This window comes from Ewingella sp. AOP8-B2-18, from assembly GCF_052376015.1.
Lineage (GTDB): Bacteria > Pseudomonadota > Gammaproteobacteria > Enterobacterales > Enterobacteriaceae > Ewingella > Ewingella allii.
Genome location: NZ_JBQSVB010000001.1, coordinates 540,806 through 556,661, shown reverse-complemented (window position 1 = coordinate 556,661; position 15,856 = coordinate 540,806). Strand labels below are relative to the sequence as shown.

Annotated in this window: 12 protein-coding genes; 4 read left to right on the top strand and 8 right to left on the bottom strand. The window is 52.7% G+C overall.

The features are described 5' to 3' along the window. Positions 1-16: 16 nt before the first annotated feature. On the bottom strand, positions 17-1,300 hold the full coding sequence (gene aroA / locus ACT3RR_RS02600; RefSeq protein ID WP_496199675.1) for a 3-phosphoshikimate 1-carboxyvinyltransferase: 1,284 nt from the start codon (positions 1,298-1,300) through the stop codon (positions 17-19). 94 nt (positions 1,301-1,394) lie between these two features. Further along, positions 1,395-2,480 carry a 3-phosphoserine/phosphohydroxythreonine transaminase gene (gene serC, locus ACT3RR_RS02595; RefSeq protein WP_353501547.1) on the bottom strand — a complete coding sequence of 362 codons (1,086 nt, stop codon included), beginning with the start codon at positions 2,478-2,480 and terminating at the stop codon, positions 1,395-1,397. 283 nt (positions 2,481-2,763) lie between these two features. Here serC and ycaO point away from each other — a divergent pair, with 283 nt between their 5' ends. The 4 genes from ycaO (at position 2,764) to pflA (ending at position 9,289) form a co-directional block, all read left to right on the top strand. Further along, positions 2,764-4,527: a 30S ribosomal protein S12 methylthiotransferase accessory factor YcaO gene (ycaO, locus tag ACT3RR_RS02590; RefSeq protein ID WP_496199674.1), complete on the top strand. Its 1,764-nt coding sequence runs from the start codon at positions 2,764-2,766 to the stop codon at positions 4,525-4,527. Positions 4,528-5,020: 493 nt separating this feature from the next. Further along, positions 5,021-5,878, top strand: a complete 858-nt coding sequence (gene focA, locus ACT3RR_RS02585; protein WP_353501545.1) for a formate transporter FocA — start codon at positions 5,021-5,023, stop codon at positions 5,876-5,878. A 75-nt stretch (positions 5,879-5,953) separates the two neighbouring features. Then, entirely contained in the window at positions 5,954-8,236 is a 2,283-nt protein-coding gene (gene pflB / locus ACT3RR_RS02580; RefSeq protein ID WP_353501544.1) for a formate C-acetyltransferase, read from the top strand. Positions 8,237-8,548: 312 nt separating this feature from the next. After that, the gene (pflA, locus tag ACT3RR_RS02575) at positions 8,549-9,289 is read left to right on the top strand and encodes a pyruvate formate lyase 1-activating protein (RefSeq protein ID WP_034789169.1); all 741 of its coding nucleotides are present in this window, start codon (positions 8,549-8,551) and stop codon (positions 9,287-9,289) included. A gap of 73 nt (positions 9,290-9,362) precedes the next feature. On the opposite strand, the gene ACT3RR_RS02570 is transcribed toward pflA, so the two are convergent. The 6 genes from ACT3RR_RS02570 to dmsA all read right to left on the bottom strand — a co-directional run bounded on the left by ACT3RR_RS02570 (position 9,363) and on the right by dmsA (position 15,806). Next, the gene (locus tag ACT3RR_RS02570; RefSeq protein WP_485902683.1) at positions 9,363-10,508 is read right to left on the bottom strand and encodes an MFS transporter; all 1,146 of its coding nucleotides are present in this window, start codon (positions 10,506-10,508) and stop codon (positions 9,363-9,365) included. A 139-nt stretch (positions 10,509-10,647) separates the two neighbouring features. Then, complete coding sequence (gene napF / locus ACT3RR_RS02565) at positions 10,648-11,208, bottom strand: ferredoxin-type protein NapF (RefSeq protein WP_496199673.1); 561 nt, start codon at positions 11,206-11,208, stop codon at positions 10,648-10,650. After that, the gene (gene dmsD, locus ACT3RR_RS02560; protein WP_496199672.1) at positions 11,208-11,816 is read right to left on the bottom strand and encodes a Tat proofreading chaperone DmsD; all 609 of its coding nucleotides are present in this window, start codon (positions 11,814-11,816) and stop codon (positions 11,208-11,210) included. The genes napF and dmsD overlap by 1 nt, the downstream gene beginning before the upstream one ends. 54 nt (positions 11,817-11,870) lie before the next feature. Continuing rightward, positions 11,871-12,728, bottom strand: coding sequence for a dimethyl sulfoxide reductase anchor subunit family protein (locus tag ACT3RR_RS02555; RefSeq protein ID WP_496199671.1), 858 nt, complete (start codon positions 12,726-12,728; stop codon positions 11,871-11,873). A gap of 1 nt (position 12,729) precedes the next feature. After that, positions 12,730-13,347 carry a DMSO/selenate family reductase complex B subunit gene (locus ACT3RR_RS02550; protein ID WP_100937623.1) on the bottom strand — a complete coding sequence of 206 codons (618 nt, stop codon included), beginning with the start codon at positions 13,345-13,347 and terminating at the stop codon, positions 12,730-12,732. Positions 13,348-13,358: 11 nt separating this feature from the next. Further along, entirely contained in the window at positions 13,359-15,806 is a 2,448-nt protein-coding gene (dmsA, locus tag ACT3RR_RS02545; protein WP_496199670.1) for a dimethylsulfoxide reductase subunit A, read from the bottom strand. Positions 15,807-15,856 lie beyond the last annotated feature (50 nt).

Below are 15,856 nucleotides of genomic sequence, written 5' to 3'. Positions count from 1 at the left end.
AGATACAGCTTGGGAATTACGCCAGAGTGCTAATGCCAGCTAGTCTGTCGAAATAGTCAGGGAAAGTTTTCGCGGTGCATTTCGGGTCAAGAATGGTCACCGGCGTATCCGATAGGGCCACCAGCGAGAAGCACATCGCCATGCGGTGGTCGTTATAGGTGCCAATCTCGGCGAAAGTCAGAGACTGCGGCGGCTCAACGCGAATGTAATCCTCACCTTCTTCCACTGTGGCGCCCACTTTGCGCAGCTCGGTTGCCATCGCTGCCAGACGGTCAGTCTCTTTTACGCGCCAGTTGTAGATGTTGCGCAACGTGGTCGGGCCTTGTGCGAATAGCGCGGTGGTGGCAATCGTCATGGCGGCGTCAGGAATATGGTTCATATCCATATCAATCCCGGTCAGAGAGCCACGGGTGCATTCGATATAATCTTCGGCCCAGGTGATTTTCGCCCCCATTTTCTCCAGCACGTCGGCAAAGCGAATGTCGCCCTGCATGCTGTTTTTACCAATGCCGGTCACGCGAACGGTGCCGCCTTTGATGGCTGCCGCAGCCAGGAAGTAAGAAGCTGAAGAAGCGTCACCCTCGACTAAATAGGTGCCCGGAGAGACATAGGTCTGCTGGCCTTTGATGCGGAACTCTTGGTAGTTCTGGTTCTCTACCATCACGCCGAAAGTCTTCATCAGATTCAGAGTGATATCGATGTAAGGCTTGGAAACCAAATCACCCTTGATGCGAATAGTAGTATCTGCCGCCGCCAGAGGCGCGGTCATCAGCAACGCGGTCAAGAACTGGCTGGAAACGCTGCCATCGACCGTAACTTCGCCGCCTTTGAATCCACCGCGCAGGCGCACGGGTGGGTAATCTTCTTGTTCGAGGTACTCAATCTCCGCTCCGCCCTGACGCAAAGCATCAACCAGATGGCCAATTGGGCGCTCTTTCATGCGCGGCTCGCCGGTCAGCACCACGTCATGCGCGCCGAGGCACAGGGCTGCGGCCAGAGGACGCATCGCGGTGCCCGCATTACCTAAAAACAGCTCTAAAGCTTCAGAAGGCTGGAAAGCTCCCCCTAAGCCGTCAATATCACAATGCGTGCGATCTGCTGACAGGCGGTGAGTCACGCCCAGTTTGGTCAGCGCGTTGAGCATGTGACGCACGTCGTCGCTGTCGAGTAAGTTATTTAAGCGGGTTGTACCCTGGGCAAAGGCCGCCAGCAAAAGTGCACGGTTGGAAACACTTTTTGAGCCCGGTAAATTGATAGTGCCGTTAACCAATGCAACGGGTTGTAATGTCAGGGATTCCACGCTTTCTCCATTATTCTTTATTCATAAAATGACCCCGGATTTCAGGCCGGGGTCATTTTCAAGCCATGCTGCGCACGGCGATTATTACAGATGATTAACCGTGGCTTTTCTCGAAATCAGCCATAAAATCGGTCAATGCTTTAACACCTTCAATCGGCATCGCGTTATAAATCGATGCGCGCATTCCGCCAACAACGCGGTGCCCTTTCAGAGCATGCAGGCCCGCTTTCTGCGACTGCTCTAAGAACAGTTTGTCCAGAGACGCATCCGCCATTTGGAAAGGAACGTTCATCCACGAACGGTTGGCCTGAGCCACGTCGTTACGATAAAAATCAGAACGGTCGATAGTGCCATAGAGTAATTCAGCTTTCGCCCGATTACGCTTCTCCATTTCGCGCAGGCCGCCCTGCTCTTTCAGCCATTTGAAGACCATGCCAGACAGATACCAGGCGAAGGTCGGCGGCGTGTTAAACATGGAGTCATTTTCAGCCAGCACGGTGTAATCAAGAATCGAAGGCAATTCTTTGCGAGCACGGCCCAGCAAATCTTCGCGCACGATCACCAGTGTCAGGCCAGCCGGCCCGATGTTTTTCTGCGCGCCGGCATAAATCACGCCAAAACGGTTCACGTCTACCGGACGAGATAAAATAGATGACGAGTAGTCAGCAATGACCAGTTTGTCGCCAAAGTCAGGCACTTCATCAATAGCGACGCCATCAATGGTTTCATTCGGGCAGTAGTGAACATAGGCGGCATCTTTGTTCAACGCCCATTGGCTCATCGGCAAAATGCCGCGTTTGCCGTCGACGGTGGTTGTCACATCAATAACGTTTGGCGTGCAGTATTTCTGTGCTTCGTTGACCGCGCTGTGTGCCCAGTAGCCGCCGTCAATATAGTCAGCAGTGGTTTTATCACCCAGTAAGTTCAGTGGGATCGCAGCGAACTGCGCGCGCGCGCCGCCGTGGCAGAACAGGACTTTATAGTTCGAGGGGATATTCATCAGCTCGCGGATATCACGTTCCGACTCTTCGGCAACCTGAATAAACTCTTTACTACGGTGACTGATTTCCATCACCGACGTGCCCAAACCATGCCAATTACATAATTCTTGTTGCGCACGACGTAACACTTCTGCCGGGATCATTGCCGGACCTGCACTGAAATTATAAACCTGAGTCATTTCCCCTCACCACTCCACTGAGCTAACCATCGATACAATCAATTTAACGGTTTTATCATTCGAAACAAGCAGTCTGCAACGCTTATTGTTCCTGAGAGCAGGATCACATTGCTGTCACCCGAATATCGCCCCATTCACCGCGTTTAAATCGTTAAAAAATGAAAAATAAAGACTATGTTGCTGATGCTTTATCCCGCGCACGCAGTAGCTGTATGAATACGTGGAGCTATAGGCCAAAACCCCGTATCATTGCGCGTTTTTAGAACGCTCAAAAGTGAACTCAATGACTCAAACTTTTATTCCTGGTAAAGACGCCGCGCTGGAAGACTCTATTTCCCGCTTCCAACAAAAACTCGCCGACCTCGGTTTCAATATTGAAGAGGCTTCATGGCTGAATCCTGTACCCCACGTTTGGTCGGTACATATTCGCGATCGCGACTGCCCGCTCTGCTTTACCAACGGTAAAGGTGCCAGTAAAAAAGCGGCATTGGCTTCTGCCTTAGGTGAATATTTCGAGCGTCTGTCGACCAACTATTTCTTCGCCGATTTCTATCTGGGTAAAGAGATTGCCAATGGCGATTTCGTGCATTATCCAAACGAGAAATGGTTCCCAATCCCAGCAGATAACAGCCTGCCAGCGGGGATTTTGGATGAGCGTCTGCATGATTTTTATGATGCTGATAAAGAGCTTACCGGCAGCGATTTGGTAGACCTGCAGTCCGGCAACCCGGAGCGCGGGATCTGCGCCCTGCCGTTCACTCGCCAATCTGACCTGCAAACCGTCTATATCCCAATGAACATCATCGGCAACTTATACGTTTCCAACGGCATGTCTGCGGGTAACACCGCTAACGAAGCGCGCGTTCAGGGGCTGTCCGAAGTTTTCGAGCGTTACGTTAAAAACCGCATTATTGCTGAGTCAATCAGCCTGCCGGAAATTCCTGCTGAGGTGCTGGCACGCTATCCGGGCGTGGTTGAAGCCATTGCCAAGCTGGAAGAAGAAGGTTTCCCAATCCTTTCTTATGACGCCTCTCTGGGCGGCAACTATCCGGTTATCTGCGTAGTGCTGTTCAACCCATCCAATGGTACCTGTTTCGCCTCTTTCGGCGCGCACCCGGACTTTGGCGTGGCGCTGGAACGTACCGTGACCGAGCTGCTGCAAGGTCGTAGCTTGAAAGATCTGGATGTGTTTACTGCACCCACCTTTGATGATGAAGAAGTGGCTGAACACGCCAACTTGGAAACTCACTTCATCGATTCAAGCGGCCTGATCTCATGGGACATGTTCAAGCAAGATGCGGACTATCCGTTTGCAGACTGGAGCTTCAGCGGCACCACCGAAGAAGAGTTCGCCACGCTGATGGCAATCTTCGATAAAGAAGATGCTGAAGTGTATATCGCTGATTACGAGCACTTAGACGTTTACGCGTGCCGCATCATCGTGCCTGGCATGTCAGACATCTACCCGGCGGAAGACTTGCTGTTAGCCAACAACAGCATGGGCGCTCACCTGCGCGAGCAGCTGTTGGCTCTGCCAGACAGTGATTTCTCACAGGAAACCTATCTGGAAATGATCACCCAGATGGACGACGAAGGTCTGGACGACTTCACCCGCGTTCGCGAGTTGCTGGGCATTGCCAGCGGCAAAGATAACGGCTGGTACACCCTGCGCGTAGGCGAGCTGAAATCCATGCTGGCCTTGGCCGGCGGCGACTTGGATCAGGCACTGACCTGGGCCGAGTGGGCGCACGAGTTTAACTCGTCCGTGTACAGCGATGAGCGCAACAACTATTACCGTTGCTTGCAAACCCTGCTGCAACTCTCATTGGAAGAAGATCGCGACCCGGCCCAGTATTATGGCGCCTTCGTCAAAATGTACGGTCAGGATGCTGTCGATCACGCCTCGGCTGCCATCAGCGGTGAAGAGCGTTTCTATGGGCTGTTTGCCGTAGATGCTGACCTGAAAGCCCTGCCGTCCCATCAAGGACTGCTGGCGGCCTATGAGAAGCTGCAGGCGGCTAAACGCCGTTACTGGCTGAAGAAGTAATTCGCTTCACTCTTTCTTGAGCAAATCCAAACCGGTAGCCCTGTCTGCCGGTTTTTTTAATCCTAAATACCAAAAATCTGGAACCGTTTTTTTGCATTAAAAACCATCGATATGATTATTTGACTACTCATTCAATTTGCTGCTTAATTTTATGCCTTAACTATTTTTAATTTCCCCGCTTTTTTTTTATTTCACTTCTGCTAACCATTAAAAAATATCGCAGATAATATGCACAATAAGAAATGATTTCATTACATTGCCCCTCAAACTTTAACATTTCATTCTCACCACCAAAAAGGCAATTCAACTTTTTTTGTAAGATTTAAAATGTTTTTATTCTTTGTTTTTCAAAAAGATAAGGCATAATTTACTCCTTTGGTATAAGCTCCCAGCTCGGATATAACCCCCCCTTATGATCCAAGTCAATTTTTACGTTATACTGCTTTGCTAGTATCTCGTTGTGCAGTAGATAACCCTTACAGAGAGAGTTACTGTGAAAGCTGACAACCCCTTCAATTTATTGTTACCCGCAGCTACAGCGAAAGTCGCCGAAGATGCTGGCGTTTATAAAGCCACTAAACAACCGCTGAAAACATTCTATTTAGCGATAACCGCTGGTGTCTTTATCTCAATTGCATTTGTTTTCTATATCACCTCTACCACAGGCACTGCAGCCGTCCCTTTCGGTCTGGCTAAATTAGTCGGCGGTATCTGCTTCTCTCTCGGCCTAATGTTGGTCGTGGTGTGCGGAGCTGACCTTTTCACTTCTACGGTACTGATTGTGATAGCCAAGGCCAGCGGCCGAATCACATGGGGCCAATTGGCGTGTAACTGGGTCAATGTCTATATTGGTAACTTGATTGGCGCGTTGTTCTTTGTCGCCCTCATCTGGTTCTCGGGTGAATATATGGTTGATAACGGCCTGTGGGGGCTTAATGTCCTACAAACCGCCGACCATAAAATGCATCACACATTCATTGAAGCCGTATGCCTCGGCATTCTGGCTAACCTGATGGTCTGTCTGGCGGTGTGGATGAGTTACTCAGGCCGCAGCCTGATGGACAAAATGTTCGCCATGATCCTCCCTGTCGGCATGTTCGTTGCCAGCGGCTTCGAACACAGCATCGCCAACATGTTTATGATCCCTCTCGGTATCGTGATTAAAAACTTCGCTTCCCCTGAGTTCTGGCAGGCGATTGGTACCACACCTGCACAGTTTGCAGAGTTGAATATCAGTAACTTTATCATCGACAACCTGATCCCAGTCACCATCGGCAACATCATTGGTGGCGGTTTAATGGTCGGATTGACGTACTGGGTAATTTATCTCCGTGATGAGCAAAAACACTAAGTTCTGTGAATTGCTGGTCACAACAAGTTTACAAACCGATTTATAAAGAAAGCCAAATTAGAAGGTAGGTGCATAATGTCCAAGCTCAATGAAAAATTGACCAACGCATGGCAAGGTTTTAGTGCTGGCGAATGGCAGAATGAAGTTAACGTCCGTGACTTCATTCAGAAAAACTACACCCCATATGAAGGTGATGAGTCTTTCTTAGCTGGCGCAACTGAAGCGACTTCTACCCTGTGGGAAAAAGTGATGGAAGGCATCAAACTGGAGAACAGCACCCACGCTCCAGTTGATTTTGATACCGATGTCGCGGCAACTATCACCTCTCACGATGCGGGCTACATCAACAAATCTCTCGAGACCATCGTCGGTCTGCAGACTGACGCTCCTCTGAAACGTGCCCTGATCCCATTCGGCGGCATTAAGATGGTTGAAGGTTCATGTAAAGTTTATGGTCGTGAACTGGATCCAGCGCTGAAAAAAGTCTTCACCGAATACCGTAAAACTCACAACCAAGGCGTTTTCGATGTTTACACCAAAGACATCCTGAACTGCCGTAAATCCGGTGTTCTGACCGGTCTGCCAGATGCCTACGGCCGTGGCCGTATCATCGGTGACTACCGTCGCGTTGCGCTGTACGGTATTGATTACCTGATGGCTGACAAATACGCACAGTTCCAGTCTCTGCAAAATGACCTGGAAAATGGCGTAAATCTGGAAATGACCATCCAACTGCGCGAAGAGATTTCTGAGCAACACCGCGCACTGGGCCAGATTAAAGAAATGGCAGCGAAATATGGCTACGACATTTCAGGTCCTGCAACTAACGCACAAGAAGCTGTTCAGTGGACTTACTTCGGCTACCTGGCCGCGGTTAAATCTCAGAACGGTGCAGCAATGTCCTTCGGCCGCGTATCTACCTTCCTTGACGTGTTCATCGAGCGTGATATCAAAGCTGGCACCCTGACTGAAGAAGCTGCACAAGAGCTGATTGACCACTTGGTTATGAAACTGCGTATGGTTCGCTTCCTGCGTACTCCTGAATACGATGAACTGTTCTCCGGTGACCCAATCTGGGCAACGGAATCTCTGGCAGGTATGGGCGTTGACGGCCGTACTCTGGTGACCAAAAACAGCTTCCGCTTCCTGAACACGCTGTACACCATGGGTCCTTCACCGGAACCAAACATGACCATCCTGTGGTCAGAAAAACTGCCACTGAACTTCAAAAAATACGCAGCGAAAGTCTCAATCGATACTTCATCCGTACAGTATGAAAACGATGACCTGATGCGTCCTGACTTCAACAACGATGACTACGCAATTGCTTGCTGCGTAAGCCCAATGGTTGTTGGTAAACAAATGCAGTTCTTCGGCGCACGTGCCAACCTGGCGAAAACCATGTTGTACGCCATCAATGGCGGCGTTGATGAAAAAATGAAAATCCAGGTTGGCCCGAAAGAAGCGCCAATGATGGATGAAGTGCTGGACTATGACAAAGTCATGGACCGCATGGACCACTTCATGGACTGGTTGGCAAAACAGTACGTGACTGCCCTGAACATCATTCACTACATGCACGACAAATACAGCTACGAAGCTGCATTGATGGCGCTGCACGACCGTGATGTTTATCGCACAATGGCATGTGGTATCGCAGGCCTGTCCGTGGCTGCTGACTCCCTGTCTGCAATCAAATACGCCAAAGTGACGACCATTCGTGACGAAGACGGTCTGGCGACTGACTTCAAAATCGAAGGTGAATATCCGCAGTTCGGTAACAACGATTCTCGTGTAGATGACATCGCTTGTGACCTGGTAGAACGTTTCATGAAGAAAATTCAGAAACTGCGTACCTACCGCGGCGCTGTGGCAACTCAGTCTGTTCTTACCATCACCTCTAACGTGGTTTACGGTAAGAAAACCGGTAACACGCCAGATGGTCGCCGCGCCGGTGCTCCATTCGGTCCGGGTGCTAACCCAATGCACGGTCGTGACCAGAAAGGTGCCGTTGCCTCTCTGACCTCCGTCGCTAAACTGCCGTTTGCTTACGCGAAAGACGGTATTTCATACACCTTCTCCATCGTGCCAAACGCGCTGGGTAAAGATGATGATGTCCGTAAAGCCAACCTTGCTGGCTTGATGGATGGTTACTTCCACCACGAATCAAACATCGAAGGCGGTCAGCACCTGAACGTCAACGTGATGAACCGTGAAATGCTGTTAGATGCGATGGAAAATCCGGAAAAATATCCGCAATTGACCATCCGTGTATCTGGTTACGCAGTGCGTTTCAACTCGCTGACCAAAGAACAACAGCAAGACGTGATCACCCGTACCTTCACCAAAACGCTGTAAGTAATACAGCGGTAAGTTAGCCGCAAAACATAAAGGCTCCACAACCGTGGAGCCTTTTTAACATCAAGCCCTGCTCTTTGATGAAGACTTTATAGAATAAGTCTGCTTTGCCAGAGTCTTAGTGACAGAGGCTTCTGGCAAAGCAAATCCGCGATGCTATAGCAATCAACCTTACTAATTGTCTGTTATTATTAACAAGTAGCAACCAGAGAATCCTCAAGGATATGGGGTTACTTTCAGTTTATCTCTGCCAGGCCAGCATCCGCGCATTTAGACTGCAACTTATTGGTCAATATTGGAGAAAAACCCGCAATGTCAGTTCAAGGTCGCATCCACTCTTATGAATCCTGTGGCACGGTAGATGGCCCAGGCATACGTTTTATTGTGTTCTTCCAGGGTTGCCTGATGCGTTGCATGTATTGCCACAACCGCGATACGTGGGACACCCATGGAGGCAAAGAGATCAATGTTGAAGATTTAATGAGTGAAGTGGTCACCTATCGCCACTTTATGAACGCCTCGGGCGGCGGGGTCACGGCTTCGGGTGGCGAAGCGATCCTGCAAGCCGAATTCGTTCGCGACTGGTTCCGCGCGTGCCAGAAAGAAGGCATCAATACCTGTCTCGACACCAACGGGTTTGTTCGTCGCTATGACCCGGTAATTGATGAGCTGCTCGACGTGACTGACTTAGTCATGCTCGACCTCAAACAGATGAATGACGATATTCACCAGAATCTGGTTGGCGTGTCGAACCACCGCACGCTGGAATTCGCCCGTTATCTGGCAAAACGCAATCAGCGTACCTGGATCCGTTATGTAGTGGTTCCGGGTTGGTCGGATGATGACAAATCGGCGCATCTGCTCGGTGAGTTCACCAAAGACATGACCAACATCGAGAAGATTGAACTGCTGCCCTACCATGAGCTGGGTAAACACAAATGGACCGCCATGGGCGAGACCTATGGTTTAGACGGCGTCAACCCGCCGACTAAAGAGATCATGGACAGAGTGAAAGGCATTCTTGAAGGCTACGGCCACAAAGTGATGTACTAACCCTTCCGTATCCGCACAAATAAAAAAGCCCGAAGGTTCGGGCTTTTTTATGTCTGTTTACCGTGAGTTGGCTTTAGGCCGTCGCCACCGGAGTCTGATGTTTGTCAGCTTTACGCAGCAGAACTACCAGATAAACCAGAGCCACGGCGGCAATCATCACAAAAAGTAGACGGTCGGAATAGTTTTGCATCAGCATCGCGGTCATGGTTGGCCCGGCAAGGCTGCCGATGGTGTAACTCATCAACAGCGCCTGATTCATCGCCACCAGCTCTTCCGGATTGACCTTCTCACAGGCCCATGACATAGCCACCGGATAGAGAGTAAAGCCCGCGCAGCCGAGGATAAACAGAGTTGGCGCCATCGCATAGCCACTGAGCATCGCAATACTGCCAAGGATCACCACAAACACCTGCACACGCAGTACAATCAGGCGACCATAACGGTCGGCCAAACGCCCTACCGGCCACTGCCCGATGATCCCCGAACTGACCAGCAACGCCATCCAATATCCCACGTCAGCATCGCTCATGCCCTGATGGTTAAGGAACAGCGGCATTAAGCCGTACAGCGAGCCGAGAATAATGCCTGAAATCACGCAGCCGTTGATACCCAAGCGCGCGCTGCGGCGTTTTAGCATCGGCCAAATAGAGGTGCGCGGCAGCTCGCTGTCCTGATTGGTTATCTGGGTGAACAGCAGCGGCAGGATGGAAATGGCGATAAGCGATGTCACCCACGGCAGCACGCTGAACAGCTCGGTCGAGACTATGCCGAGCATCAGCTGTCCGACCACGGTACCGATATAATAGATGATCATGTAGGCCGCCAGCAGCTGACCACGGTTACGCACTGTCCCGCTGCGCAGCAGAGCACTTTCCACAATGACCCAAATCAGCGCACAGCCCACACCGGCCATAAAGCGCCAGCTGATCCAACTCCAGAAGCTCATTGACAGTGCCAGTCCGGCGGTCGCGGCGGCAAACACCATGCAGGAGAGGTAATAACTGCGGTTGAAGCCGAGCTTTTTAATCACCACCCCGGCGATCAGCGTGCCCACCAGGTTGCCCGAATAATAGGATGAACTCACCAGTCCGACCTGCCAGGTAGGCAGCATTTCATGGCTGAGCCAAAGCGGCACTAGTGTACTGAGTACAGCGATAGAAACCGTCAGCAAAAGTAGCCCACATAATAATAAAATTACCGGGCGAGAGTAGGCGGACATAGGGAAGTTGGCGACCAAGAAGCGAAGAAATTGCGCGCATCATGCCACTGGCGATTTAAAAGTCAATTGGCTGAAAATCGGTATCAGCACAAACTGTGAGTCGATGATTTAAAACGCTAATCAATCCAACGCTAAGAACTCATGAAGGCTGTAATGACAAACTAATATCACCATGATAACAAACGAGTTTGCATTTACCGCAGCCGTTACAGTTATCGTTATTTATCGCCGGTTGATTATGTTGATTAAAAAATATTGCCGTCCGCGTGCAGGCTATTTCACACATTCTGCACAAGTTATCGAGGCGTCCCAGACACTGCTGAGAAATAACCGGACGCAGCCCGGTATCCATCACCACCGTCGCCTCTAATGCCCCGCGCTGACAGGCGTGAGTGCAAGCGCCGCAAAAGTCGCACTCGGCGTACTCAATTTCCAGCCTGGTCTTGCCCTGTTCCACGGCGATGATGCCCATCGGGCAGGCATCGCGGCACGCCCCGCAGCCATCGCACGCTTGTAAAAAAAGCGGCTCGGCGATGGCCTGTGGCGGGCGAGCGCACTGGCGAACTAACACGCCGGCATCGCGATTGTCTTCAACGGCGCGCTGGCCGGAGGCGAAGAAGCCGCGAAATAGCCCGCGACGGCTAACTTCCCGCGAACTCATCCACGCCCGATAGTAATTGGCATCACGCGAATCGCTCATTAACGGTAAAGCTCCTGCTCAACCACGGCCAATGGGCAGAACTGCTGCCAGCCATCCAGCGTGACTTGCGCCAGACGCGCTACGGCTTGATAAAACGGATGCACCGCGCCTTGCTCGAGTAAGGACAAATAGCGCGATGACCAAGGCAGCAGGTGCTCGGCCAAAAACGCGTCAAGGTGCTGATGATCGTTTTCCGCCAGCCAGCTGGCCATCATCAGCATTAAGCCAATGTGATCTTCGGGTTCGGCCTGAACAAGCTGATTTTCAATGCCGCGCTGGCGCATCCACTCGCGCAGTTTGAGGGTTGAATCGCCAAACAAGACGCTCTCTTTATCCAGATAGACTGAGCCCCAAGGCGGAGCCGGTAAGGCGTACGGCCCGACAAACAGCCGCTGAAACGCCTCTTCGCAGGACTCTTCCTCAGCCACACTCTGCTGCAACAAAGTCTCGATTTCCGCCGCGGACTCTGCCGTTAAATAGGGCCATTCGCTTTTCCACGCCCCCTCTTGCAGCCATTGGATCAGCGGGAAAACCTGCGGTGAATCGGGCGGGAAGTAAAGCAGTGCGCCCAGCACTTTGCCAGTTACGGCGATAGTTTCAGTAGACATAGTTGACTCGTTTTTAGCCCGCGCGGCCTCAAGACGGCGCGGGCCCTGTGAAGCTTAGCTGCCGATGGCAACACCCACGGTCATATGCAGACCATAGAAAATGGCGCGTCCGATCAGCTCACCGGCAAATACCAGCACGAAGGCCAGAACCAGCGAGGCCACCGCCGGGCGTTTACGCATCACCAGTGGGCAAATCCAGCAGCCCAGCCCGAGTACCACCAGCACCACGCGCCATACCGACAGCGCGCCGTATTGCGGGATAAGCGCCGAAGCGGCCTGTACCGAGTTGTTAATGCCTGCCAGACTAGCGCTTTGCATCATCATCACCGCGATACTTGCCACCAGAGCCACCACGCTAATCATCGGCAGCAGCCTGAGTCCGCACCCTTGGATGTTCGCGCCGCGCAGCAGCAAATAGCCCAGCAGCGGGCCGCCAATCAGCACAGTAAGAGCAAAGTTGAGTGCCGTGAAAGCATTGTCCCAGGTCGGCACGGTGTCGATTTCATACACCCGGCACATGGCGTAAACAAAGCCAACGCCCGCCAGCATGGTGACCACCAGCCAAATCTTGCCCAGCGCCTGCGGCATCTTATTTAACACCGCCAGCAGCCAGTAAATGCCGCCCAAAGCGAAGAACAGCGAGCCGCTGCCAATCTCATTACTCAGCGGCGATGCGCCAAGGCGATTTAGCGAATTGAAGGCGCGCAGCGGCGACCCCAAGTGCAGCACTGAAGCAATAAACGCCACCGCCATCAGCACCCAGAGAAAGAACATAGAAAGGTGAATGCGGCGCGTCTCTTCCCGCGTTCTATTCCCCAACAGCGCGATCGCCAGCACAATAAAACCGCCGACCACGCACTGACCTAACACCGTAAAGACCATCAAAGGCCATTCATGCCATCCGTTTCCCATCTTAAACCTCCTTCGGGTTAGCTAAGTAACCCGTGGTGTCGCCCACCGGGCGGCTGTTCGCGTTCGGCTTAATCACAATATTCGGCTTGGTAAAGTGCGCGCCCGGCAGTGGAGCGACCTGCGCCAGCGTGCCGTATTTCTCGCGAAGCTCTTCAATCGGTGCCATATCCAGCGCGCGCAGCGGGCAAGATTCGACACAAATCGGCTTTTTGCCTTCGGCAATGCGCTCGTAGCAGCCATCACACTTAGTCATGTGCCCCTTAGCCGCGTTGTACTGCGGCGCGCCGTAAGGACAGGCCATGTGGCAATAGCGACAGCCGATGCACACCTCTTCATTGACCACCACGAAGCCATCTTCGCGTTTATGCATCGCGCCGCTCGGGCAGACTTTGGTGCACGCCGGGTCTTCGCAGTGGTTGCAGGAGATAGAGAGGTAGTAGGCATAGACGTTTTGATGCCAGCCGTCGCCGTCCTGCTGCCAGTCGCCGCCGGCATATTCATAAATGCGGCGGAAATTGACGTCCGGCGTTAAGTTTTTGAAATCTTTACAGGCCAGCTCGCAGGTTTTGCACCCGGTGCAGCGGCTTGAATCTATATAAAAACCGTATTGGGTTGTCATAATTTAGTCCTTTAAACCTTCGCCACTTGCACAAGGTTGGTATGAGAAGGATTACCTTTCGCCAGAGGGGAAGGCCGTTGTGAAGTCAGAACGTTGATGCTGCCGGCGCGGTCGATGCGCTTGCTGTCCGGCGAGTACCAGGCCCCTTCCCCGAGAGCCACCACGCCCGGCATCATGCGCGGCGTCACTTTGGCGGCAATCTGCACTTCACCACGCGCGTTGAAAATGCGGATCATGTCGCCATTGCTGATACCCCGCGCCGCGGCGTCTAATGGGTTGATCCACATCTCTTGGCGGCAGGCCGCTTTGAGCAGGTCGACGTTGCCGTAGGTAGAGTGCACGCGGGCCTTGTAGTGGAAGCCGGTTAATTGCAGCGGATAGGTGCTGGCAAGCGGGTCGTCATAGTTTTCAAAACCGGCGGCGTAGACAGGCAGAGGATCGATCACATCATCCTTTTCCAACTGCCACGTAGCGGCGATGTCTGCCAGTTGGGCAGAATAGATTTCGATTTTGCCGGACGCCGTCGCTAACGGGTTGGCCACTGGGTCTTCGCGGAAGGCTTTATAAGCCACGTGATGGCCCTGCGGGTCGCGCTGTTTGAACATGCCTTGCTGGCGGAAAGTGTCGAAATCCGGCAGCGCCGGAATAGCCTGCATGGATTGAAGGTAGAGATGGCGCAGCCACTCTTCCTGCGTCCGCCCTTCGGTGAACTTCTGCTCCACGCCCATGCGCTTGGCCAGTTCACTGGTCATTTCATAAATGTTTTTGCATTCAAAACGCGGCTTGATGGCCTGATCGGCAAAAATCACGTAGGACATGTTGCCCGCCGAGGCATCAAGGCAGAAATCCATCTGCTCAGAGGCGGTACAGTCCGGCAGCACGATATCGGCGTATTTGGCCGAGGAAGTCATGTGGTTATCAATCACCACAATCATCTCGCACTTCTTGTCATCCTGAAGAATATCGTGAGTGCGGTTGATGTCGGAGTGCTGGTTTATCAGGCAGTTACCGGCATAGTTCCAGATGAACTTAATCGGCACATCCAGCTTCTCTTTGCCGCGCACGCCGTCGCGGGTGGCAGTCATTTCCTTGGCGCGGAAAATCGCGTCGGTCCACATAAACATGGAAATGCTGGTCTGAACCGGGTTTTCGAAGGTCGGCATGCGCACAAAAGGCAGGCTGTAAGAGCCTTCACGCGCCCCTGAGTTACCGCCGTTAATGCCCACGTTGCCGGTCAGTATGGCGAGCATGGCTATTGCGCGAGTGGCGGTTTCGCCATTCGAGTGACGCTGTGGCCCCCAGCCTTGGGTGATAAATGCCGGTTTGGCCTGCCCAATTTCGCGGCCTAGCTTGATGATTTTATCAGCCGAAATGCCGGTAATTTTGGCCGCCCAGCTTGGGGTTTTGGCGATACCGTCGGCGCCCTGCCCGAGAATATAGGCCTTATAGTGGCCATTCTTCGGCGCACCCTCGGGTAGCGTTGTCTCGTCGTAGCCGACGCAGTATTTGTCGAGGAAGGGCTGATCTACCAGATTTTCGCTGATCATCACGTGGGCCAGCGCGGCGGCGAGCGCGGCGTCGGTGCCTGGGCGGATCGGCAGCCACTCATCTTCGCGGCCTGCACCAGTATCGGTGTAACGCGGATCGATGATAATCATCCGCGCCTTGGATTTTTGCCTCGCTTGTTCAATGTAGTAAGTCACCCCGCCGCCGCTCATGCGCGTTTCGCCAGGGTTGTTGCCGAACAGCACTACCAGTTTGCTGTTTTCAATATCCGACGGGCTGTTGCCATCCGCCCAACCGCCGTAGGTGTAGTTCAGCCCTTCGGCAATCTGCGCCGAGCTGTAGTCGCCGTAATGGTTGAGGTAGCCGCCGCAGCAGTTCATCAGACGGGCAATCAGCGTCGCGCCCGGTGGCCATGAACGGGTCATGGTGCCGCCCAGCGTGCCGGTGCCGTAGTTGAGATAAATCGCTTCGTTGCCGTACTGGCTGATGATCTTCTTCATGCTGCCGGCGAGGGTGTCGAAAGCCTCCTCCCAGCTGATGCGCACGAATTTGCCTTCGCCGCGCGCGCCGACTCGTTTCATCGGATATTTCAGGCGGTCCGGGTTATACACGCGGCGGCGCATGGAGCGACCGCGCAGGCAGGCTCGGACCTGGTGCAGCCCTTCGTAATCGTCATCGCCGGTGTTATCGGTTTCCACATAGCGAATTTCGCCATCGACCACGTGCATCCGCAACGGACAGCGGCTACCGCAGTTCACGGTACAGGCGCTCCAGACTACTTTTTCATTCTGAGCGGCAGCCGTGGCTGGCGATTGGTCGGCGCGTGCCTGTCGGAATGGCAACGAGATGCCACCGGCAGCGGCGGCCAGGCCAACCAGTGCGGAACTCTTCATCAGGGTGCGGCGGCTTAAACCCTCACCCGTTGATGATTTTCCTTGTTTGTTTATCGACATTACTTGCTCCTAAATATCCTCTAGTGGAAATTGCCCAGAGGCAAAACTTG